This is a genomic window from Streptomyces sp. NPDC058375 (assembly GCF_042723425.1).
Lineage (GTDB): Bacteria > Actinomycetota > Actinomycetes > Streptomycetales > Streptomycetaceae > Streptomyces > Streptomyces durocortorensis.
In genome coordinates this window covers 1-19,357 of record NZ_JBHXJG010000139.1, presented here as the reverse complement: position 1 = coordinate 19,357, position 19,357 = coordinate 1, and the positions used below count along the sequence as shown (strand labels likewise).

The window sequence follows — 19,357 nt, the reverse complement described above, 5'->3', positions numbered from 1 at the left end:
CGCTTTTCTCGCGTTGCCCGTCCTCGCGTCACCCGTCCTCGCGTCACCCGTCCTCGCGTCTCCCGTCCTCGCGTTGACAGATCCGCACCGCACGGGATGTGATGGGACACGTGCAGCGTGACGTCGGCCAAAGAGATCTGGGCCGGCCGGCAGTCAAGCCAGCACCTTCTTCCAGGGATGACGCCATGAGTCAACTCATCGCCCCCTGCCTCTGAGCACCTCCTGCCTCTGAGCGCCTCTGCCCTTGTACACCTCGCGGCAGGCATCCCCGCGACGCCGGGCCCTCGCCTGCCCGCATTCCTTCCGGGAGACCCAGAACCTCCATGCCCCAGACCTTCCAGCAGTCCGTCATCGCCGAATTCCGCGCCAACCGGGGGAAGGTCGGCGGCCCCTTCGCGGGCTCCGACCTCCTCCTGCTCACGACGACCGGCGCCCGCTCCGGCGCACCGCACACGACACCGCTCGGCCATGTCCGCGACGGCCGCCGGCTCCTCGTCGTGGCCTCCAACCTCGGCGCACCGCTCCACCCCGACTGGTACCACAACCTCCTCGCCCGTCCCACCGTGACGGTCGAGCTGGGGGACGAGGAGTTCGAGTCCCTCGCCGTACCGGCCGAAGGGGCGCGACGCGACGAACTCTTCGCCCGGGTCGTCGCCGAAGCGCCCGGGTACGCCGACTACCAGGACGCGACGGATCGGGTGCTGCCGGTCGTGGTCCTGGAACTTCCCGACCCCGACGCGACGGCCCCCGCAATCACCTCGCTCGCCGACAAGCTGGTGGAGGTGCACACCTGGCTGCGCGCCCAACTCCTTCACGTCCACGCGGAGACGGAGGCGCACTTCGCCGCGCGGGCCGGCCACGGAAGCGGCGGCGAGGCGCCCGCACCCGGTCTCGGGCTGCAGATCCGGCAGCGCTGCCTGGCGTTCTGCCAGGCCCTGGAGTTCCACCACACGGCCGAGGACGGCCACATGTTCCCGACGATGGAGGGCTACCACCCCCACCTGGGGCACGTCTTCGACCGGCTGCGGGAGGAACACCGAAGCATCGGGGCCCTCCAGTCGGCGCTCGCGGCCCTGCTGGCCGACGTCGCCGTCGCGGAGCCGGACCGCTTCCGCGCCGAACTGACGGCGATGACCGAGGAGTTGACCGCCCACCTCGACTACGAGGAGGAGCACATCCTGCCCTTGCTGGCCGATGTTCCCTGGCCCCCGGCCCCGCCCGCCTCCTGAGCTGGGCCGCCTCCTGAGCTGTCGGGCGGCTCACTCCTTCGGGAGGAGCTTCTTCGACTCCAGGTAGGCGCGTGCGACGTCCTCGGGCAGCCTGCGCCAGCTGTCGACCTGTTCGTTCATCGACGCCAGGTCGGCGGTGGTCAGCACGGTGTTGAGCCGGTCGAGGGCGTCGCGCACCCCGGTGCTCCCGGCGCGGGCGCGGTTGACGACGGGGACCACGTAGTCCGCGTTCTGGAGGTTCTTGTCGTCCTCCAGCAGGACCAGCCCGAACTGGTCGAGGGTGGCGTCGGTCGTGGTGGTCAGGACCATCTGGTCCTGCCCGCTCTGGACCGCCTGCTTCGACGGGGTGGTGCCGACGCCCTTGGGGTCGACGGCGACGACGTCGATGCCGTACGTCTCGCGCAGACCGGGGGCGCAGTAGGGCCGCTGTACGCATTCGTCGCCCGCCGCCAGCCGTACGGGCAGCTTCGCCGCGCCGAGGTCGCTGAGGGTCTTGAGGCCGTGCTCCTCGGCGTAGGCCTCGGTGACCGCGAAGGCGTTCTGGTCGACGGCCCGGCCGGGGTCGAGCACGGTCAGTCCGCGTGGGGCGGCGAGCGCGCGGAGCGCCTTCATGGTGGCGGTGAGGTCGGGCGAGCCGACGGGCTCCGCGTCGGCGCCTTCGGCCTTGGCGTTCAGCCAGTCGGCGAAGGTCGCCGCGTACTCCGGTACGACATCGATCTGGCCGTTCTCCAGGGCGGGTTCGTAGATCTCCCGGTTGGTCACGGAGATGATGTCGGCGGTGTATCCGGCGTCCTCCAGGAGCAGGGCGTACATCTGGGCCAGCAGGTCGCTCTCGGTGAATCCGGCGGATCCGACGGTGAGTTCCCTGCTGTCGCCGGGCGGAGCGGTGACCTCGCCCTGGTTCTCCAGCGACGGACCGGCGGTGCAGGCGGAGGCGCAGGCGGTGGCCGCGATGAGGGCCAGCGCCGCCAGGGTCCGGCGGGCCCGGCTCATGCGGTCCCCCGTCCGCGCTGCGGGGCGAGCCGCTGCCCGGCCTCGAAGAGGCTCTCGACGAGGAGGGCGAAGGCGGCCACCAGGATCGCCCCGGCCACTACCTGCGGGGTGGAGGCGAGGTTGAAGCCCGCGGTGATGATCCGGCCCAGTCCCCCACCGCCGGCCAGCGCCGCGAGGGTGGCGGTGGCGACCAGTTGCACGGCGGCGATGCGCACGCCGGTGAGGATCAGGGGCAGGGCGAGCGGCAGCTCCACGCCCAGCAGCAGCTGGCGGCCGGTCATGCCCATCCCCCGGGCGGCCCGGACGACGTCCCGGTCGACCTCGCGCATCCCGACGTAGGCGTTGGTGAGGAGCGGCGGCACGGCGAAGAGGACGAGCGCGATGATCGTCGACCACTGGCCGTACGACCCGATGGGGGTGAGCAGCAGGAGGACGAGCACGGCGAAGGTGGGCACGGCCCGGCCGATGTTGGAGAGGTTGACGGCGAGCGCGCCGCCCTTGCCGAGGTGGCCCAGGACGAGGGCGACGGGCAGCGCGATCAGGCAGCTGATGAGCAGGCAGACGGCGGTGAGGAAGAGGTGTTCGCCGAGCCGGTTCCAGACGCCGTCGGGCCCGGACCAGTGGGCGGCGGTGGTGAGCCAGGACCAGGTGTCGGAGAGGGTGTTCACGCCGGCCTCCCGTTCCGGAACCTGTTCATGCCTGCCTCCGGGTCCAGGGGGTCAGCAGCCGTCCCACGCCCAGGAGCAGCAGGTCGGCCGTGACGGCGATGAGGACGCACAGCACGGAGGCGGTGAGCACCTGGGCCTTGAAGAAGGTGTTCATGCCGGAGTAGATGAGGTTGCCGAGCCCCCCGTGGCCGACGATCGCCCCGACGGTGACCAGGGAGACCGCGGAGACGGTGGCGATGCGCAGCCCGGCCATCGCGGCGGGCAGCGCGAGCGGCAGCTCCACGGCGAGCAGCAGGCGCAGCGGCCCGTAGCCCATGCCGCGCGCGGCCTGCCGGGTCTCCTCGGGGACGGCGCGGAGCCCGGCCAGGATGTTGCGGACGAGCAGCGTCAGGGAGTACAGGACGAGCCCGGCGATCACCAGTGCGGCGGAGAGGCCGTACAGCGGCAGCAGCAGCGAGAACATCGCCAGGGACGGGATCGTGTACAGGATCGTCGTCAGCCCGAGCACCGGTCCTGCCGCCCAGCGCCACCGGCGGGCGGCGAGCGCGAGGGGAAGGGCGAGCAGAAGGGCTACGGCCACCGAGGCGGCCGTCAGCTGGAGATGTTGCAGCACCGCGTCCACCAGGATCTCGCGGCGGCTGGAGAGGTAGGCCCCGCAGATCCACTCGTTGCGGGCGAGGCAGTCGTCCGGGGGCGCCGTCACCCGTCCATTCGAGCCCGGCAGCGGTCCCCTCGCGCGCCGGGGGCCGCCGTTCGGGGGCATTTGAGCGAATGCTCAACTCCTTCTGGTAGCGTCCTGGCGCACTGGGGGACTTGAGCACTCGCTCAACCACCCGTGACGACCGGGGGCAGGCATGGGGCTTTACATAGAGGCGTTGATCCGCACCGATCCGGAGCGCCTTTGGGACCGGACCCAGGATCCCGCCCGGCATCAACGGTGGGATCTGCGCTTCACCGAGATCAGCCCGCTGCCCGGCCCTGCGGGCGCCGCCCAGCGGTTCCGGTACGCGACCCGGGTGCTGCCCTTCCTGACCGTGTCGGGGACCGGGACGAGCGCGGGCGAGCGGGAGCGGGCGGACGGCGAGCGGGTCTCCGCGCTGCGGTTCGCCTCCTCGGAGCGGTTGTCGCTGCTGGCCGAGGGCAGCGGCTACTGGCGTTACGTCCCCACCGCAGGCGGCATCCGTTTCCTGACGGGGTACGACTACCGAACCCGCTGGGGCCGCTTCGGCGCGGTCGCGGACCGGCTGGTGTTCCGGCCGCTGATGGGGTGGGCGACCGCCTGGTCCTTCGACCGGCTGCGGCTGTGGTGCGAGCGCGACATCAGTCCAACCCGGTCTCTGGCGTACGCCCTGGCGGAGGTCCTGGTGCGAACCGTCCTGGTGGCGGTGGCCCTCCCCTTCGGCCCGGCGGCGGTGCTGCCGGCCGCCCTGGCCGCACTGCTGGCGCCCCCGTCCCCGCGCACACCGGCCGCCCGGCGCTGCCTGCGCAGACCGCCGGGCCGCCCGGCCGCCGACCCGTCCCTCCTCGCCCGACTGGAGCGCCCGTGACCTCGATATTCGCCCGTGCGATGGGGGACGACTTCGAGCGGCTCCACCCCCAGCTGCGCCGCCGCTTCTCGGTGGGCCTGGAGAGCGGCGAGGCGTGCGTGGGACGCGGTTCCATGGACCGGATCTGGCACGGTCGGGCGTTCGTGAAGCCGTTCCTGGCGCTCGGCGCCACGCGCAACATCCTGGTGCCGCGGGCCGGACGCGATGTCCCGTTCACCATCGAGAACGTGCCGTACACCGATGCCTTCGGCCGGGAGACCGTCACCTTCGTCCGGACGTTCGCCCTGCCGGGCGGGCCACGCCGCTTCGACGCCACGATGGTGCACAGCCCCGAGCGGTCCTGCGTGCTGGACTACCTCGGCACCCACCAGCACCTGGCCACCGACCTGCGGCTCACCGCGGAGCCGGACGGCTCGCTGCTGATCCGTTCCGGGGAGCACCGCTTCCGCGAGGGGCCGCTCGATGTGCGGGTTCCTCATCTGATCGGGGGCGACGCCGAGGTCCGCGAGTCCTTCGACGACGCGACGGGCCGCTTCCGCATCCGGGTCGCGGTGACCAACCGCCGCTTCGGCCCGCTGTTCGGGTACGAGGGAACGTTCCGCGCCCGCTATGTCGACGCCCTGCGCCACGGCGTACGGGCCGGTCTGCGCCCGGTCCGCGAGGAGGTGCGGGCGTGACGGGGAGCGCGGCGGGGGCGGACACCCGGACGAAGCTTCTGGAGGGTGCGCTGCGCACCCTCGCCGCCCAGGGGATCGCCAAGACCTCGGCCCGCTCCGTGGCGGCCTCGGCCGGGGTGAACCAGGCGCTGGTCTTCTACCACTTCGGTTCGGTCGACGAACTGCTGGCGGCGGCCTGCCGGTACGGCGCCGAGCAGCGGGTGGCCCGCCACCGCGACCGGCTCGCCGCCGTCACCACCCTCGCCGAGCTGCTGCGGTGCGGGCGCGAGCTGCACGAGGAGGAGCGGGCCGGCGGCCATGTCGCCTTCCTGGCGCAGCTGCTCGCCGGAGCCCAGACGCAGCCCCGGCTGGCGCCCGCGACGGCGGCCGGGCTCGACCTGTGGACCGCCGAGATCGAGACGGTCCTCACCCGGATCCTGGCGGACTCGCCGCTGGGCGAGTTCACCGATCCGGTGGGACTGGCGCGCGCCGTGACCGGGGCGTTCGTGGGCCTGGAGATGTACGAGGGCGTCGACCCCGCCGGGGCACAGCGCGCCTTCGAAGCGCTGGAGCAGCTCGCCGAGCTGGCCGCGGTGCTGGACGAGCTCGGCCCGGTGGCGCGGCGGGCGGTGCGCCACCGACTGCGGCGCACGGGGCGGGCGTAGGGGCAGGACGGCGGACGGCCGGACGGGAGGCGACCCGGGCGCCGGGCCGTACGTGTTCTTCCGGGTCGACGACCTGGGCGCCGCCGTGGCGAAGATCCGCGAGCTGGGCGGCACGGTGGACGAGGGGGATCCAGGGGGCGGCGACGAGGAGTCGGCCGCCCGGTTCGGGGGCTTCCGGCTCTGCCGTGACGACCAGGGCTCGCCTTTCGGCCTCCACGAGCCGCGGCGGCGGCCTGACGCGCGCAGGACCGCACGACCGCGACCGCATGTAACGGCGCGACCACGACCTTTCCGCGCGCTCTCGGGTGCGGGAACAGAATCGGAAGCGAAAGCGGAACGAGCTGGCCGGGCGAGCAACCTTCCTCGCCCGGCTGCCGTCTTGATCGCTGACAGGACGGTTCGCCGCGTGTGACGAGCGGCGTCCAACCCCCACATGATCCGGGCCTGTACGACCGGCCGACTATACCCCCCATGTATACATGGAGGGTATAGGCACGCCGGTGCGGGCCCGGCACCGCGCGGAAGGCACCCATGCAGACCAAGGCACTGGCGCCCGAGTACCAGGGAGCTCTCACCAAGATGTCGGTGAACGCCTCCCTCACCGACGTACTGGCCGAGGGAGTACGCCACTTGAGGCAGGCCGAGCTCTCCGGCTCGCAGGAGGAGGTGGCGCGCTCCGGCCTCGCCGTGGCCGAGGCGCACCGCAGGCTCGGACAGGTCGCGGAGGCCGACCGGGCCTGGAAGGCCAGTTACCGGGCCGCACGGTCGGCCGGGAACACCGGGGCGATGGCGTGGGCGCTGTGGAGCGGCGGCACGCTGGCGCGTCAACGCGGGGCGCTGCGCCTGGCGTTCCGGCTGCTCGGCCTCGCCGCGGAGCTGGGGAAACGCGGCGGCGACGTGGTCGCCCGCGGCTATTCGCTGGCCGGCCTCGCCGAGACCGGGCGGATCCAGGGCGACTACGCGACCGTCGCGACGCTGCACGAGCAGTTGCTGGCCGAGGCCCGCGCCCGGGGCGAGGTCCGGCACACCGTGTGGGCGCTGGAGGGCATCGCGCAGATCCACCGCAACACCGGCTCGCTGGACACGGCGCTGGAGATGTTCGAGGAGGCGGCGGTCCTGGCGGGCGACGCGGACGACCGGCGGGGCCGGGACTGGGCGCTGCGCGGCATCGCTGACATCGTTTCCCTCCGGGACGGGGCGACCGCCCGGGCTCTCGATCTGCTCTCGGAGGCCGAGGTCACCTGCCGCGAGATGAACCTCTCCAGCGCCCTGGCGTACAACCACAAGATGCGGGCCAACGTGCTGTTCCGCGCGGGGCGGTACGAGGAGGCGCGCGCGGTCTACGAGCAGGCGCTCGGCGAGTTCCGTGCGATGGACGAGCCGCGGGGCGAGGCGCTGGCCTCGCTCGGCCTGGTCAAGGCCCGGGCCAGGCTCGGCCGGGACCGCGACGCCACCGCCGCCGAGCTGGACGAACTGCGCGGCCGGCTGGACCGGATCGGGCTGCTGAACGCCCGGGAGATGGTCGAGAAGGCGTACGCCGAACTCGGCGTGGAACAGGCCGTGGTGGACGGGCGGGACGACCGCCGATGACGCTCTCCACGACCCGCCGGGCCGGCGCGCCCCGGATACTGGACCGGTGCCGCGAGCTGGTCCGACCGGCCCTGGTGGAGTCGGTGGGCCGGCTGCACCCCTGGCACGCGGAGACGGCGGCCTTCTCGCTGGGCTGGACCGGGACCGGCGGCGAACCGGCCCCCGGATCACAGGGCAAGGGGGTCCGCCAGGCGCTCGCGGTGCTCGGCGCGGAGGCCGCGGGCGGCAGCGGGGAGGACGGGGTGCTCGGTGCGGTCGCCGTCGAGCTGATCCACACCTTCTCCCTGATCCACGACGACATCATGGACGGCGACGAGACCCGTCGCCGCCGTCCGACGCTGTGGAAGGCGTACGGCACCGGCCCGGCGGTCCTCGCGGGGGACGCCCTGTTCGCACTGGCCGTCTCCACCCTGGCGGAGGCCCCGGGCCCCGGCGGACCGGGGGCGGTGCGTCAACTGGCGGGTGCGCTGGGCGATCTGGTGCGCGGCCAGGCACAGGACCTCCTCTTCGAGTCCCGGCCGTGGACCGGACCGGGGGCTGTCCTGCCGCACGAGTACCGGGCGATGGCCACGCACAAGACGGGCTCCCTGCTCGGTTGCGCGGCCGCCCTGGGGGCGCTGCTGGCGGGTGCTCCGGCCAGCACCGCCGAGGCGCTGGACCTGGCGGGGCGGCATGTGGGAGTGGCGTTCCAGGCGGTGGACGACCTGCTCGGGATCTGGGGCGATCCGCAGGTGACCGGAAAGCCGGTGCACAGCGATCTGCGGCGGCTCAAGAAGACCTACCCGGTGCTCGCGGCGCTGTCCGCCGACCATCCGGCGGCCGGGCGCCTCGACGCGCTGCTCGCCTCCGCCGGGCCGCTCGACGACGCGGCGGCGCGCCGCGCGGCCGAGCTGATCGACGAGGCCGGGGGGCGACGGGCGACGATCGCCGAGACGCACGAGCACCTGGCCGCGGCCCGCGCCTGCCTGGACCGGGTGCCACTGGCCGAGGGGGCGCGCGGGGATCTGCTGACGCTGATCCCGTATCTCGTGGACCGCACCGGCTGACCCGTGGTCGGCGTCGGGCACGATGGACTCCGGCCCGGGCCTTCGCCCGTGGGGCCGCCGCCGTGACGACGTAAGGACGCCCCCGGCATGACCGCCCTCCCCGCTCCCGTCCCGGCCCTGCTCGTCGTCGACGTCCAGTCGGCGTTCGTCGCGGGGGACGCCGCCGTGCCCGACGCGACCCGCCTGCTGGACCGGGTGTCGGATCTGGTCGGGCGGGCCCGGGAGGCCGGGGCGCTCGTCGTCCACCTGCAGAACGACGGCCCGGCCGGGGAGCCGGACGAGCCGGGAACGCCCGGATGGGAGCTGTACCTCCCCGTGCGCATCGGGCCGGCCGAGACCGTGATCCGCAAGAGCGAGGCCGACGGCTTCGAGGAGACCTCGCTGCAGTCGGCCCTGGAGGCGGCGGGCGTCCCGCGGCTCGCCGTGTGCGGGGTGATGTCGGAGATGTGCGTGCTCGCCACGGCCCGCCGGGCCCTGGAGCTGGGCTACCGGGTCGTCCTTCCGCACGACGCCCACGCCACGTACGACATCCCGGCCGCGCCGGACATCAGCGACGTGGTTCCGGCGGCGATGGCGTCACGAGTCGCAGAATGGGCTCTGGGCGACGAGGTGGAGATCGTGGCCCGCGCCGAGAACGTCGCTTTCACTTCTGCTTTCACCACCACTTCGGCCGCCACGAGAACGGCCTAGTCGACCGGTAGATGGTGCCGCCACCCAGTACGCCGATCGGCGGAGTGCGGCAGGCCGGAAAAAGGCTGACGGTATAAGCGGCCGGATACACCGGATACGTACGGAACACCCGCGCCATTCCGTACGAGAACCCTCCGCAAGCCCTCTCGGCACCGGTCCGGCGAAGAGCTGTCGTCCCTGCGCCGATGCGTTGCCCAGCCACTCGAACGGCCCCCCTTCGCGCGTAATCCCCATGTGGTCGTATGAGCGAGTCACGCGCACGATTTCGCCACATGTCTGCCAAAGTGCACTTCGGCTTTACTGACCGGATTGAGCGAAGAGAGCCGTGCGTGCTGCACATGCGTCGTACTGAAGAAAGACAATTGACGGTCCTTCATTTGGTTCAGCCCGTGGACGGCGGAGTGGCCCGGGTCGTCACCGATCTCGTCAGGGCCCAGGCCGGCGCCGGGCTGCGCCCCGTGGTGGCCTGTCCCCCCGGGAGCCCGCTGGCCCTCGGCGCGGCGGCAGCGGGTGCCGAGGTCCGCGGCTGGTCCGCCACCCGTGCCCCCGGGCCCCGGCTGGCCGGTGAGGTCGCGGCCGCGCGCCGGATCGTCCGCGCGAGCCGCCCGCACGTGGTGCACGCCCACAGCGCCAAGGCGGGCCTGGCGGGCCGGATCGCGGTACGCGGCCGGGTGCCCACGGTGTTCCAGCCGCACGCCTGGTCGTTCGAGGCCGTCGGCGGACGCACCGCGGAACTCGCGCTCGGCTGGGAGCGGTTCGGCGCGCGCTGGGCCGACCACATCCTGTGCGTGAGCGAGTCGGAGCGCCGCACCGGTCAGGAGGCGGGCATCGCCGCCCGCTGGTCGGTCATCCACAACGGCATCGACCTGGACCGTTTCCGCCCCGGCGACCCCACGGTCCGGGCGGAGACCCGCGCCTCCCTGCCCTTACTGGAGGGGGTCGCATCCGATGCCCCGCTCGTCGTCTGTGTCGGCCGCCTCACCCGGCAGAAGGGCCAGGACGTCCTGCTGCGGGCCTGGCGGCGCATGCGGGTGCCCGGGGCCCGGCTGGTCCTGGTGGGCGACGGGCCCGACCGGGCCGGGCTTGTGGAGTCGGCCCCGCCGGGGGTGCTGTTCACCGGTGCCTGCGAGGACGTGCGGCCGTGGATCCACGCGGCGGACGTCCTCGTGCTGCCCTCCCGCTGGGAAGGCATGGCGCTGGCCCCGCTGGAGGCGATGGCCTGCGGCCGGGCCGTCGTGATGACCGACGTGAACGGCGCGCGGGAGAGTCTGCCGCCCGGCCACGAGGAGCACTGTCTCGTACCACCGGAGGATCCGCCGGCACTGGCCGCGGCGCTGACCGCCCTGCTCACCGACCCGGATCTGCGCGAGGCCGTCGCCCACGGGGCCCTGCGCCACACCCGGTCGGCCTTCGACGTCCGGCGGACCGCGGGGGCGGTTGCCGGTCTGTACGAGGAACTTGTCGGCATGTCCTGTCCCACGACTCCCACGACGAGGAAGCGCACCGAGCGATGACGATGGAGAGTGCACCGGTTCCCGGAGCAGGCCAGGCAACAGCCGTGCAGGCTCATACGGTTCATCCGCCGCGAAGAAGCGGCGGCGGTGCGCAGGTGCGGCCCGGTGAGCGCCGTGCCGTGCGGTACGGCCGGCTCGCGCCGCTCCTGTGCGCGGACGCCCTGGCCCCGGCCGTGACGTTCGCCGTGGTCGTCCCGGTCGCGTGGCCCTGGCTGCTGATGGCGGTCCAAGCGGTGGCGCAGATGGTGCTCTTCGCCTGGCGCGGTCTGTACCGGATGCGGTTGTCCCCCTCGGTCCTGACCGAACTGCCCGCGCTCCTCGGTCTCACCCTCCTCCAGTGGTACGTGACCATGGAGGTGCTGGACGCCTGGGCCCCGCAGCAGGCGTTCGGCTGGGCGGTGCTGGCGTACGGGGCGGGCACGCAGACCGCGCTGACCTGTGCCGGGCGCGCGGCGGTCCACCGGGCGCGGCGGCGGGCCGCCGTCCGCCGCCCGCTGTCCACCCTGGTGGTGGGCCAGGGCCCGTTGGCCCGTCAGGTGACGGCGGCGCTGTACGACCACCCCGGGTACGGGCTGCGGCCGGTCGGTCTGGTCGCCGTCCCGGCGGCCGGGGACGAGAAGCAGGAGCCGGGTTCCGACCCGGTGCCGCCGCCGGTCCTGGGTTCGCCCCAGGAGGTGGGGCGGGCCGTCGTCCAGAACAGCGTGCGGCACGCGGTGTTCACGGCCCCGCCCGAGGCCACCCCGGACGGCGCCGCTCTCTTCAACCTCCTCACCGGGCACGGCTGCCGGGTGTGGCTGATCACCGGGCCGGGCGTCGTCGCCGGCCCCCCGGCGCCGGGCCGGCCCGACCATCTGTGGGGCTTCACCGCCCAGCCGCTGCACGACGGGACGGACCGTCCCCTCGGCCACGGCGTGAAGCGGGCGATGGACGCCGTCCTGGCCGCGGCCGGACTGCTGGTGGCGGCCCCGGTGATGGCGGCCTGCGCGCTGGCCGTGCGGCTCTCCGACGGGCCGGGCGTGATCTTCCGGCAGGAGCGGGTCGGCCGGCACGGACGCCCCTTCGTCCTCCTGAAGTTCCGTACGCTGCGGCCCGCCGACGTCCAGGAGTCGGCCACCCGCTGGAACGTCGCGTCCGACGGGCGGATGAGCCGCGTCGGCCGCATGCTGCGCCGGACGTCCCTCGACGAGCTGCCGCAACTGTGGAACGTCCTGCGCGGCGACATGAGCATGGTCGGCCCCCGACCCGAACGCCCCTTCTTCGTGGCGCAGTTCAGCCGCGCCCACCCCGGCTATCAGGCCCGCCACCGGATGCCCGTGGGCATCACTGGTCTGGCCCAGGTGAACGGGTTGCGCGGCGACACCTCGATCGAGGAGCGGGCCCGCTTCGACAACCACTACATCGAGACCTGGTCGCTGTGGCAGGACGCGTGCGTGCTGGCGCGGACGGCGGGCTCCCTGTTCCGGCTCGGAGGCAGCTGACCATGGCCGCTGTCCTGACCCCGCCCGTCCCGTCGCCGGCGGCCGGGCCCGCCGTCTCCCGTTCCCGGTGGGCCGGTTGGCGCGCCCGGTGGCCGCTGCTGCCGCTGATCGCGACCGTCCTGCTGCCCGCCCTCCCGTACGGGAATTCGGGCGGCGGCGGCCCGGCCGACGTGGCCTCGGGCATCGCGGTGCTGGTGTGCGTGGGCCGGCTGCTGTATCTGCGCCGCCGCCCGCTGAGCGCTCCCGCCGCGCTGGTCCTGGGGCTGCCCGCGGTGGGCTTCGCGGTGGCCACGGTCACGGCGGCGGACCCGGCGGCGGCGCTGCCGGGGCTCGTCCGCTACCTCCAGGTCTTCGTCCTGGTGCCGGCCGCGGTGTTCCTGCTGCTCAGGGACGCGTACGGGTTCCGGATCGTCGCCGGTTCACTGGTCCTCCTGGCGGTCGTCCAGGGCGTCACGGGCGTCCATCAGTACGTCACCGGGACCGGCGCCTCGTACATGGGCGAGGACATCCGGGCGGTCGGCACCTTCGGGCCCAGCGACGTCATGGGGATGGCGACCGTCGTCGCCTACGGGCTGCTCGCCGCCGCGGCCTGCGCCCTGCTTACGCCCAGGAGCGCCCCGGCCTGGCTGCGGCCGTGCGCCGCCGTCCTCGCCGTCGCGCTGATCGTGCCGCTGACGCTGTCGTTCAGCCGGGGCGTGTGGATCGCCACGGCCGCCGCGGTGCTCGTCGCCCTGGCGCTGACCGGGCGGCGGCAGGCACTGACGTCGCTGGCCGTGCTGGGCGCGGCGGGGGTGGTGCTGGTCGGCGGGTTCGGCATCGGCTCCGCGATGATCGCGGACCGGGCCGCCAGCGTGACGCAAGTGACCAGCACCCCGGACCGGTCGGTCAGCGACCGCTACGCGATGTGGAGCGCGGCAGGCGCGATGTGGCGCGAGCAGCCGGCCTCCGGGGTGGGCCTCAAGGGCTTCCCCGACCACCGCGACGGGCACGCCTCGATCGGGCTTTCGTCGGGCAGTGACACCGCCGGGGCGGGCCAGCAGTTCCGCCGGCAGGCCCTCCTCTCCCCGCACAACATGTACCTCCTCGTCCTGGGCGAGCAGGGCCTCATCGGCCTGACCGCGCTCGTCGGCAGTTGGGCGGCGATCCTGGTCGGCGCGATCCGCCGGCTCGTCCTCGCCCGCTCGCGCGGCCACGCCGCCGTCGACTGCGGGCTGGCGGCGGTGGCCCTGATGACCTGGCAGAGCGTCAACTTCCTGTACGCGGACATCGGCGGGCCCACCACGGTGCTCGGCGGTGTCGTGCTGGGGCTGGCCGCCTGGTGGGCGCTGGCCGAGCCGGAGCGGGTGAGCGCCGCATGAGCGAGTCCGGTACGGGAACCGAGGCCGAGGCCCGCCCGGCGGGCGCGGCAGCGGCCCCGCCGCTGCTCCCGGCCCCCGGGGCAGGACCCGAAGGGCCCCGCTCCCCCGGTGGCGCGCCGGAGACGGCGAACGGTGAGGCGCCCCGGCTCGGGGCCTTCCTCGCCCGGGCTGCGGCGGGCACGGCGGTGCTGACCGTGGTGGCGGCCGTCCTCGGTCTGGTGCGGGACCAGGCCATCGCCCGGTACTTCGGGGCGAGCGACGCCAGCGACGCCTTCCTGATCGCCTGGACCGTGCCGGAGATGGCGGCGACGCTGCTGATCGAGGACGGGATGGCACTGCTCCTCGTCCCGGCGTTCAGCCTCGCCCTCACCCGTCGCGCCGCCGCCGAAGGCGACGGGGAGGCCGACCCCGTACGGGATCTGGTGGCGGCCACGCTCCCCCGTCTGTTCCTCCTGCTCTCCGGCGGCGCGGCGCTGCTGGTGGCGGGGGCTCCGTGGGTCGTGGGCGTGCTCGCTCCCGGGCTCGCCGATCCGCGGCTCGCGGTGGACTGCACCCGGCTGACCGCGGTCACCGTCCTCACCTTCGGGATCACCGGCTACTTCAGCGCCGCGCTGCGGGCGCACCGCAGCTTCCTGCCGCCCGCCGGGGTCTATGTCGCGTACAACCTCGGCATCATCGGGATGACGCTGGCCCTGCACGCGGTGTGGGGCGTGCGGGCCGCGGCGGTGGGGGTCGCGGTCGGCAGTGTGCTCATGATCCTCACTCAACTGCCCATGTTCCTGCGGCTGGTGCCGCTCGCGCGGCCCCGGCTGCCGCGGTTCGGTCGGCTGAAGCGGCGGGCGGCGCGGACCGCTCCCCTGCTGGGGTTCGCGGTGCTGGCCCCGGTGGTCCTGTTCGTGGTGAGCCGTCAGTCCCAGGTGCTGGTGGAGCGGTTCCTGGCCTCCACCTTGCCGGCGGGCGCGATCTCGCATCTGAACTACGCGCAGAAGGTCGCGCAGATGCCGATGGTGCTGTCGCTGATGATCTGCACGGTGACCTTCCCGGTCGTCGCCCAGGCCATGGCCGCCGGGGAGCACGAGAAGGCCCGGCGGCGGGTCGAACGGGACCTCTCTCTCGCCGGGATGGTGGTGCTGCTCGGCACTGCGGTCGTCCTCGGTTACGCGCCCCAGATCATCGACGTGCTCTTCCAGCGCGGCGCGTTCGACGCCGCCGACACCGCCTCCACCGCCCAGGTCATGCGGGTCTACGCGCTGGGGCTGCTCGGGCACTGTCTGGTCGGCGCGCTCAGCCGGCCGTTCTTCTCGTCCGGGCGGCCCACCTGGTTCCCGGCGTTCGCGATGGGCACCGGGCTGCTGGTCACGATGGGGGCCGGTTACGCGCTGACGTACCGCTTCGGCGTGGACGGCATCGCGTCCGCCAACGCGATCGGGATCAGCACCTCGGCCCTGCTGCTCCTGATGGGCCTCGGCACCCGGGTGGTGCCGATCCGGACCCGAGACGTGGCGCTCTCGCTGGGCCGGCTCACCGGGGCGTCGCTGGCGGCGGGCGCGGCGGGCTGGGCCTGCGCCCCGCTCCTACCCGATCCGGCGCTGAGCCTGGCTGCCGGGTGTCTCCTCGTCCCCGCCGTGTTCTTCCTGACCGGCCTCGCCCTGCGTTCGCCCGAGGTCGTGTCCCTGCTGGCACTCACCCGACGGAGGTTCCTTGATGGCCGCTGAATCCTCGGCACATTGCGCCGACGCTCCCTCGTCCCGGCTCCGCCCGCACATCCGTCGTCAGCCGTGGATCCTCACGTACCACTCGGTGACGGACCCGAGCGACGATCCGTACGGCATCACGGTCTCCCCCCGGCGCCTCGACGAGCAGCTGTCCTGGCTCCGCAGCCGGCGGCTGACGGGCGTGGGCGTGTCGGAGCTGCTGGGCGCGGGAGCGGCCGGGCGGCGCGGGCTGGTCGGGCTGACCTTCGACGACGGGTACGCGGACTTCCTGGAGGAGGCGTTGCCGGTGCTGCGCAAGCACGGCTGCCGGGCCACGGTCTTCGTCCTGCCGGGCCGGCCGGGCGGGGTCAACGAGTGGGATCCGCTGGGCCCGCGCAAGCCTCTGCTCACCCATGACGACGTCCGGCGGGTGGCAGAGGCGGGCATGGAGGTCGGCTCGCACGGCCTGTACCACCAGGACCTGACGGGGCTGTCCGACGAGGAGCTGCGGCGCGAGACCACGGACAGCAGGGAGCTGATCGGCGATCTCACCGGCAGGCTTCCGGAGGGCTTCTGCTACCCGTACGGCATCCTCGACCGCCGGGTCGCCCGGGCTGCGCGCTCGGCGGGCTACGGCTACGCGTGCGCGCTGACGCCCGGTCCGCTGCTCAGCCGGTTCGCACTGCCCCGCACCCACATCAGTCAGGCGGACCGGGGGGTGCGGCTGTGGGCGAAGGACCTGCGGCACGGGCTGCGGCACGTGGCGGTGCCCGGTGCGGGCTCGCGGACGGCCGCGCCGGTGCGGGCGGGGGGCCCGCGGTGAGGGCGCTGCACGTCATCACCGGGCTCGGGGTCGGCGGGGCCGAGCGGCAGTTGCGGCTGCTGCTGCGTCATCTGCCGGTGGAGTGCGACGTCGTGACGCTCACCAACCCGGGGGCGGTGGCCGACGAGCTGCGGTCCGACGGGATCCGGGTGACGCACCTCGGCATGCGCGGCAACCGGGACGTGTCGGCCGTCGGGCGCCTCGCCCGGCTGATCCGGGACGGCCGCTACGACCTGGTCCACACGCATCTCTACCGGGCCTGTGTGTACGGAAGGATCGCGGCCCGCCTCGCGGGGACGCGGGCCACCGTGGCGACCGAACACTCCCTGGGGCGGGCCGAGATCGAGGGCCGCCCGCTCACCCGGTCCATCCGCGCCCTCTACCTGTCCACCGAGCGCCTGGGCGCGGCGACCGTCGCCGTCTCCTCCACGGTGGCCGGCCGGCTGCGGGACTGGGGGGTGCCGGCCGACCGGATCAGGCTGGTGCCGAACGGCATCGACGCGGACCGGTTCCGCTTCGACGGGGAGCGGCGGGCCTCCGTACGGGCGGCTCTGGGCATTCCCGACGACGCGTTCGTGGTCGGCGGGGTGGGGCGACTAGTGCCGGGCAAGCGGTTCGACGTGCTGATCCGCGCGGTCGCCGCCCTGCCGGAGGCCCGGTTGCTGCTGGCCGGGGACGGGCCGGAGGCCGGGGCGCTGCGGACGCTGGCGCTGCGCCTGGGGGCCGTGGACCGGATCCGGTTCCTCGGGGAGTGCGACGAGGACGGGGAGGGCCCGGTTCCGGGTGTTCCCGCGCTGCTGAGCGCCCTGGACGTCTTCGTCTCCACGTCCCGCGAGGAGTCCTTCGGGCTGGCCGCCGTGGAGGCGCTCGCCGCCGGGCTGCCCGTGCTCCACGACGCCTGCCCGGCCATCGACGACCTGCCCGCCGCCCACGCCCCGGGGGCGACCCGGATCGCCGGGAGCCCCGAGGAGCTGACGGCCCGGCTGCGGCAGCGGATACAGGCCCGCCCGGACCGCCGGCCGCCGCCCCGGGCCGTCGGCCACTACGACATCCGGCGCAGCAGCGAGCGCCTGATGGACGTGTACGCGTACGCCCTCGACACCGCCCCACCGAACCGGAGAGCCCTTTCATGACCGACTCACCCGAGCAGCAGCGACATGTCGTCGTCCGTCGGCTGCGCACCGCCCTCACCCGGCTGCCGCACTGGTGGCCGCTGCCCGTCTCCGTGCTGATCGGCACCGCGTCCGGTCTCTCGTACGGTGCGTTCGCCGCGCCGCAGTACGAGGCCACCAGCTATGCGATGGCGGTCGCCGAAGGGGAGACGGACCCCTCGGCGGCGCTGGGGTACGCCCAGTCGTACGGTCGGCTGACGACGAGCGACGCGACCCTCTCGTACGCGCAGGGCGCGGCGGGCGAGCCGGTGCGCGAACTGCGGTCGCACGTGACGTCGGAGACTTCCCCCGACTCCCCCATGATCGCCGTGACCGGGACGTCGGAGGACCGGCACAAGGCGGCCGACATCGCCAACGCGGTCATCGAGGCCGTCATCGTGAGCAGCGGCCATGTCTCCAAGGACACCGGGGTGAAGCTGATCAAGTTCACCCATGCGATGACGCCGGACCAGCCGGTGTCGCCGTCCGTGCCGCTGGGCGCGGCCGTGGGTGCGGCGGCCGGTGGTCTCCTGGGCGGTCTCGTCCTGCTGGTGCGGCCGCGCCGGGAGGGGTGGAGCGTCTCGGCCCAGGTGCCCGGTCCGACGGCCGAGGGCGGCAACGTCGCCCAGGACGAACGGGAGCTCGTCCGATGACGGCGCACCGGGCGGGCAGCCTGGCCGTGACCCTGTGCCGGGACTTCCGGGAGTTCGGCGCGCTCGCCGACGAGTGGGACGCGCTGCACCGCCGCTGCGCCACCGCCACCCCGTTCCAGAGCCACGCCTGGCTGCACTCGTGGTGGATCTCCTACGGTCAGGAGGGCCGGCTGCGGGTGCTGCTGGTCCGCCGGGCCGGGCGGCTGATCGGGGCGGCGCCGCTGATGCTGGTGCACCGTCCGATGCCGCTGCTCGTCCCGATGGGCGGGGCGGTCTCCGACTTCTTCGACATCCTGCTGGACGAGGAGGAGGCCGGATACGCGGTGGGGGCGCTGGGGCGCGGTCTGGACCGGGCGGCCCGGCACACCGTGGTGGACCTGCGGGAGGTCCGGCCGGACGCGTCGGCGCAGTTGCTGTTCGGGCGGTGGCCGGGAGCCCGGAGCCGGCTCACGGACTCGACGTGCATGGAGCTGCCGGCCGAGCCGCTGGGCGAGCGCGTGGCGCGGTTGACGGGCTCGCGGGGGCAGCGGCTGCGCTCCAAGCTGCGCAAGGTCGACGCCCTGGGCATCGAGGCGCACCGGATCCCGCAGGACGGGGTGCCGGCCGCGATCGGCACGCTGCTGCGGCTGCACGAGCGGCAGTGGGAGGGCCGGGCGGTCAACCCCGAGCATCTGCGGGCCCGGTTCTCGGACCATCTGATCCGGTCGGTGGGGCGGATGGTGGGGGACGGTACGGCGGCCATGACCGAGTTCCGGCTGAACGGCGAGGTGGTGGTGTCCAACCTGTCGTTGCAGTCCGGGCGGTTGGCGGGCGGTTATCTGTACGGTGCTGATCCGGCGCTGCGCGAGCGGAAGGTCGATGTGTCGACGATGTTGCTGCGCGAGGTCGCCCAGCAGGCTTCGGACGGCGGGCGTGCGGTGCTGAGCCTGCTGCGCGGCGCGGAGCGTTACAAGAGCCACTGGGGGCCGGTGCCGGTGGTCAACCAGCGGCTACTGCTGGCCCGGCCGGGTCTGGAGCCGTTGCTGCGGCTGCGCGAGTCGCAGGTGGCGGTGCGGGAGCGGGCGGTGGAGACCGTGAAGGCCCGGTTCCCGGCGGCGCGGGACTGGCACGAGCGGCTGTCGGGGCTGCCGGTGATCGGGCGCTGACGCGCCGGGGCGTACGCCGGACGGCGGCGTCGGAGATATCACCTATGAGCTGATCCGTTACCGTCCGGCGCCTGTCGCGTTGTCAGGGGGTGCGGGCCTCGCGTCCGCAGCACAACCCCCTTCTTTACAAGGAGTTCTCCATGTCTCGTATGACGAAGGTCGCCGCTGTGATGGCCGGCACCGGCGCCCTGATCGCCGGCGGTGCCGGCATGGCGTCCGCGGACGCCGGTGCGCAGGGCCTCGCCGCCGGCTCCCCCGGGGTCGGTTCGGGCAACGCCGTCCAGGTTCCCGTGCACGTCCCGGTGAACGTCTGCGGCAACACGATCAACGTGATCGGCCTGCTGAACCCGACCTTCGGAAACACCTGCGCCAACGTCTCCGAGGGCCACCACGACAACGGCGGCGACTACGGCTACGGCCGCTGATCTCCCGCACGTCCGGAACGGCCGGCTTCCTC

General features: G+C 73.8%; 19 protein-coding genes. 16 read left to right on the top strand and 3 right to left on the bottom strand.

Annotated elements, in window-relative coordinates; all coding sequences use genetic code 11:
* Positions 1-323 precede the first annotated feature (323 nt).
* Positions 324-1,229 carry a nitroreductase/quinone reductase family protein gene (locus tag ACFWM7_RS21860; protein ID WP_383263069.1) on the top strand — a complete coding sequence of 302 codons (906 nt, stop codon included), beginning with the start codon at positions 324-326 and terminating at the stop codon, positions 1,227-1,229.
* Between the two features lie 30 nt (positions 1,230-1,259).
* Here ACFWM7_RS21860 and ACFWM7_RS21855 read toward each other — a convergent pair whose 3' ends face one another.
* The 3 genes from ACFWM7_RS21855 to ACFWM7_RS21845 are packed head-to-tail and all read right to left on the bottom strand — an operon-like array spanning position 1,260 to position 3,593.
* Positions 1,260-2,222: an ABC transporter substrate-binding protein gene (locus tag ACFWM7_RS21855; RefSeq protein ID WP_383263067.1), complete on the bottom strand. Its 963-nt coding sequence runs from the start codon at positions 2,220-2,222 to the stop codon at positions 1,260-1,262.
* Complete coding sequence (locus tag ACFWM7_RS21850; RefSeq protein ID WP_383263065.1) at positions 2,219-2,890, bottom strand: ABC transporter permease; 672 nt, start codon at positions 2,888-2,890, stop codon at positions 2,219-2,221. The genes ACFWM7_RS21855 and ACFWM7_RS21850 overlap by 4 nt, the downstream gene beginning before the upstream one ends.
* A gap of 25 nt (positions 2,891-2,915) precedes the next feature.
* Positions 2,916-3,593 carry an ABC transporter permease gene (locus ACFWM7_RS21845; RefSeq protein ID WP_383263064.1) on the bottom strand — a complete coding sequence of 226 codons (678 nt, stop codon included), beginning with the start codon at positions 3,591-3,593 and terminating at the stop codon, positions 2,916-2,918.
* A 151-nt stretch (positions 3,594-3,744) separates the two neighbouring features.
* Here ACFWM7_RS21845 and ACFWM7_RS21840 point away from each other — a divergent pair, with 151 nt between their 5' ends.
* The 15 genes from ACFWM7_RS21840 (at position 3,745) to ACFWM7_RS21770 (ending at position 19,325) form a co-directional block, all read left to right on the top strand.
* On the top strand, positions 3,745-4,437 hold the full coding sequence (locus tag ACFWM7_RS21840) for a hypothetical protein (protein WP_383263063.1): 693 nt from the start codon (positions 3,745-3,747) through the stop codon (positions 4,435-4,437).
* Complete coding sequence (locus ACFWM7_RS21835) at positions 4,434-5,114, top strand: DUF4166 domain-containing protein (RefSeq protein ID WP_383263061.1); 681 nt, start codon at positions 4,434-4,436, stop codon at positions 5,112-5,114. Before ACFWM7_RS21840 ends, ACFWM7_RS21835 begins: the two co-directional genes overlap by 4 nt.
* Positions 5,111-5,758, top strand: a complete 648-nt coding sequence (locus ACFWM7_RS21830; protein WP_383263059.1) for a TetR/AcrR family transcriptional regulator — start codon at positions 5,111-5,113, stop codon at positions 5,756-5,758. The genes ACFWM7_RS21835 and ACFWM7_RS21830 overlap by 4 nt, the downstream gene beginning before the upstream one ends.
* Before the next feature lie 531 nt (positions 5,759-6,289).
* Positions 6,290-7,348, top strand: coding sequence for a hypothetical protein (locus ACFWM7_RS21825; RefSeq protein WP_383263057.1), 1,059 nt, complete (start codon positions 6,290-6,292; stop codon positions 7,346-7,348).
* The gene (locus ACFWM7_RS21820; RefSeq protein WP_383263054.1) at positions 7,345-8,394 is read left to right on the top strand and encodes a polyprenyl synthetase family protein; all 1,050 of its coding nucleotides are present in this window, start codon (positions 7,345-7,347) and stop codon (positions 8,392-8,394) included. Before ACFWM7_RS21825 ends, ACFWM7_RS21820 begins: the two co-directional genes overlap by 4 nt.
* Positions 8,395-8,481: 87 nt before the next feature.
* The gene (locus ACFWM7_RS21815) at positions 8,482-9,084 is read left to right on the top strand and encodes a cysteine hydrolase family protein (RefSeq protein WP_383263052.1); all 603 of its coding nucleotides are present in this window, start codon (positions 8,482-8,484) and stop codon (positions 9,082-9,084) included.
* A gap of 329 nt (positions 9,085-9,413) precedes the next feature.
* A complete protein-coding gene (locus ACFWM7_RS21810; RefSeq protein ID WP_383263051.1) occupies positions 9,414-10,598 on the top strand; it encodes a glycosyltransferase in 1,185 nt (394 codons plus the stop codon).
* Positions 10,595-12,076 (top strand): exopolysaccharide biosynthesis polyprenyl glycosylphosphotransferase, encoded by a 1,482-nt coding sequence (locus ACFWM7_RS21805; protein ID WP_383263049.1) that lies wholly within the window; start codon positions 10,595-10,597, stop codon positions 12,074-12,076. Before ACFWM7_RS21810 ends, ACFWM7_RS21805 begins: the two co-directional genes overlap by 4 nt.
* A 2-nt stretch (positions 12,077-12,078) precedes the next feature.
* Positions 12,079-13,434 carry an O-antigen ligase family protein gene (locus ACFWM7_RS21800; protein WP_383263047.1) on the top strand — a complete coding sequence of 452 codons (1,356 nt, stop codon included), beginning with the start codon at positions 12,079-12,081 and terminating at the stop codon, positions 13,432-13,434.
* On the top strand, positions 13,431-15,149 hold the full coding sequence (murJ, locus tag ACFWM7_RS21795) for a murein biosynthesis integral membrane protein MurJ (protein ID WP_383263045.1): 1,719 nt from the start codon (positions 13,431-13,433) through the stop codon (positions 15,147-15,149). Before ACFWM7_RS21800 ends, murJ begins: the two co-directional genes overlap by 4 nt.
* Positions 15,139-15,951 (top strand): polysaccharide deacetylase family protein, encoded by an 813-nt coding sequence (locus ACFWM7_RS21790; RefSeq protein WP_383263043.1) that lies wholly within the window; start codon positions 15,139-15,141, stop codon positions 15,949-15,951. Before murJ ends, ACFWM7_RS21790 begins: the two co-directional genes overlap by 11 nt.
* A complete protein-coding gene (locus ACFWM7_RS21785; RefSeq protein WP_383263041.1) occupies positions 15,948-17,084 on the top strand; it encodes a glycosyltransferase in 1,137 nt (378 codons plus the stop codon). The genes ACFWM7_RS21790 and ACFWM7_RS21785 overlap by 4 nt, the downstream gene beginning before the upstream one ends.
* The gene (locus ACFWM7_RS21780; protein ID WP_383263040.1) at positions 17,081-17,755 is read left to right on the top strand and encodes a lipopolysaccharide biosynthesis protein; all 675 of its coding nucleotides are present in this window, start codon (positions 17,081-17,083) and stop codon (positions 17,753-17,755) included. Before ACFWM7_RS21785 ends, ACFWM7_RS21780 begins: the two co-directional genes overlap by 4 nt.
* The gene (locus ACFWM7_RS21775) at positions 17,752-18,900 is read left to right on the top strand and encodes a GNAT family N-acetyltransferase (protein WP_383263038.1); all 1,149 of its coding nucleotides are present in this window, start codon (positions 17,752-17,754) and stop codon (positions 18,898-18,900) included. Before ACFWM7_RS21780 ends, ACFWM7_RS21775 begins: the two co-directional genes overlap by 4 nt.
* A gap of 140 nt (positions 18,901-19,040) precedes the next feature.
* Complete coding sequence (locus tag ACFWM7_RS21770; protein ID WP_383263036.1) at positions 19,041-19,325, top strand: chaplin; 285 nt, start codon at positions 19,041-19,043, stop codon at positions 19,323-19,325.
* The last annotated feature ends 32 nt before the right edge of the window (positions 19,326-19,357 follow it).

What these genes read in the sequence shown, in the direction of transcription:
- ACFWM7_RS21855 (WP_383263067.1), bottom strand. Translation starts at nt 2,222, where the DNA reads ATGAGCCGGGCCCGCCGGACCCTGGCGGCGCTGGCCCTCATCGCGGCC.
- ACFWM7_RS21770 (WP_383263036.1), top strand. Translation starts at nt 19,041, where the DNA reads ATGTCTCGTATGACGAAGGTCGCCGCTGTGATGGCCGGCACCGGCGCC.
- ACFWM7_RS21815 (WP_383263052.1), top strand. Translation starts at nt 8,482, where the DNA reads ATGACCGCCCTCCCCGCTCCCGTCCCGGCCCTGCTCGTCGTCGACGTC.
- ACFWM7_RS21820 (WP_383263054.1), top strand. Translation starts at nt 7,345, where the DNA reads ATGACGCTCTCCACGACCCGCCGGGCCGGCGCGCCCCGGATACTGGAC.
- ACFWM7_RS21780 (WP_383263040.1), top strand. Translation starts at nt 17,081, where the DNA reads ATGACCGACTCACCCGAGCAGCAGCGACATGTCGTCGTCCGTCGGCTG.
- ACFWM7_RS21860 (WP_383263069.1), top strand. Translation starts at nt 324, where the DNA reads ATGCCCCAGACCTTCCAGCAGTCCGTCATCGCCGAATTCCGCGCCAAC.
- ACFWM7_RS21775 (WP_383263038.1), top strand. Translation starts at nt 17,752, where the DNA reads ATGACGGCGCACCGGGCGGGCAGCCTGGCCGTGACCCTGTGCCGGGAC.
- ACFWM7_RS21805 (WP_383263049.1), top strand. Translation starts at nt 10,595, where the DNA reads ATGACGATGGAGAGTGCACCGGTTCCCGGAGCAGGCCAGGCAACAGCC.
- ACFWM7_RS21790 (WP_383263043.1), top strand. Translation starts at nt 15,139, where the DNA reads ATGGCCGCTGAATCCTCGGCACATTGCGCCGACGCTCCCTCGTCCCGG.
- ACFWM7_RS21825 (WP_383263057.1), top strand. Translation starts at nt 6,290, where the DNA reads ATGCAGACCAAGGCACTGGCGCCCGAGTACCAGGGAGCTCTCACCAAG.
- murJ (WP_383263045.1), top strand. Translation starts at nt 13,431, where the DNA reads ATGAGCGAGTCCGGTACGGGAACCGAGGCCGAGGCCCGCCCGGCGGGC.
- ACFWM7_RS21800 (WP_383263047.1), top strand. Translation starts at nt 12,079, where the DNA reads ATGGCCGCTGTCCTGACCCCGCCCGTCCCGTCGCCGGCGGCCGGGCCC.
- ACFWM7_RS21840 (WP_383263063.1), top strand. Translation starts at nt 3,745, where the DNA reads ATGGGGCTTTACATAGAGGCGTTGATCCGCACCGATCCGGAGCGCCTT.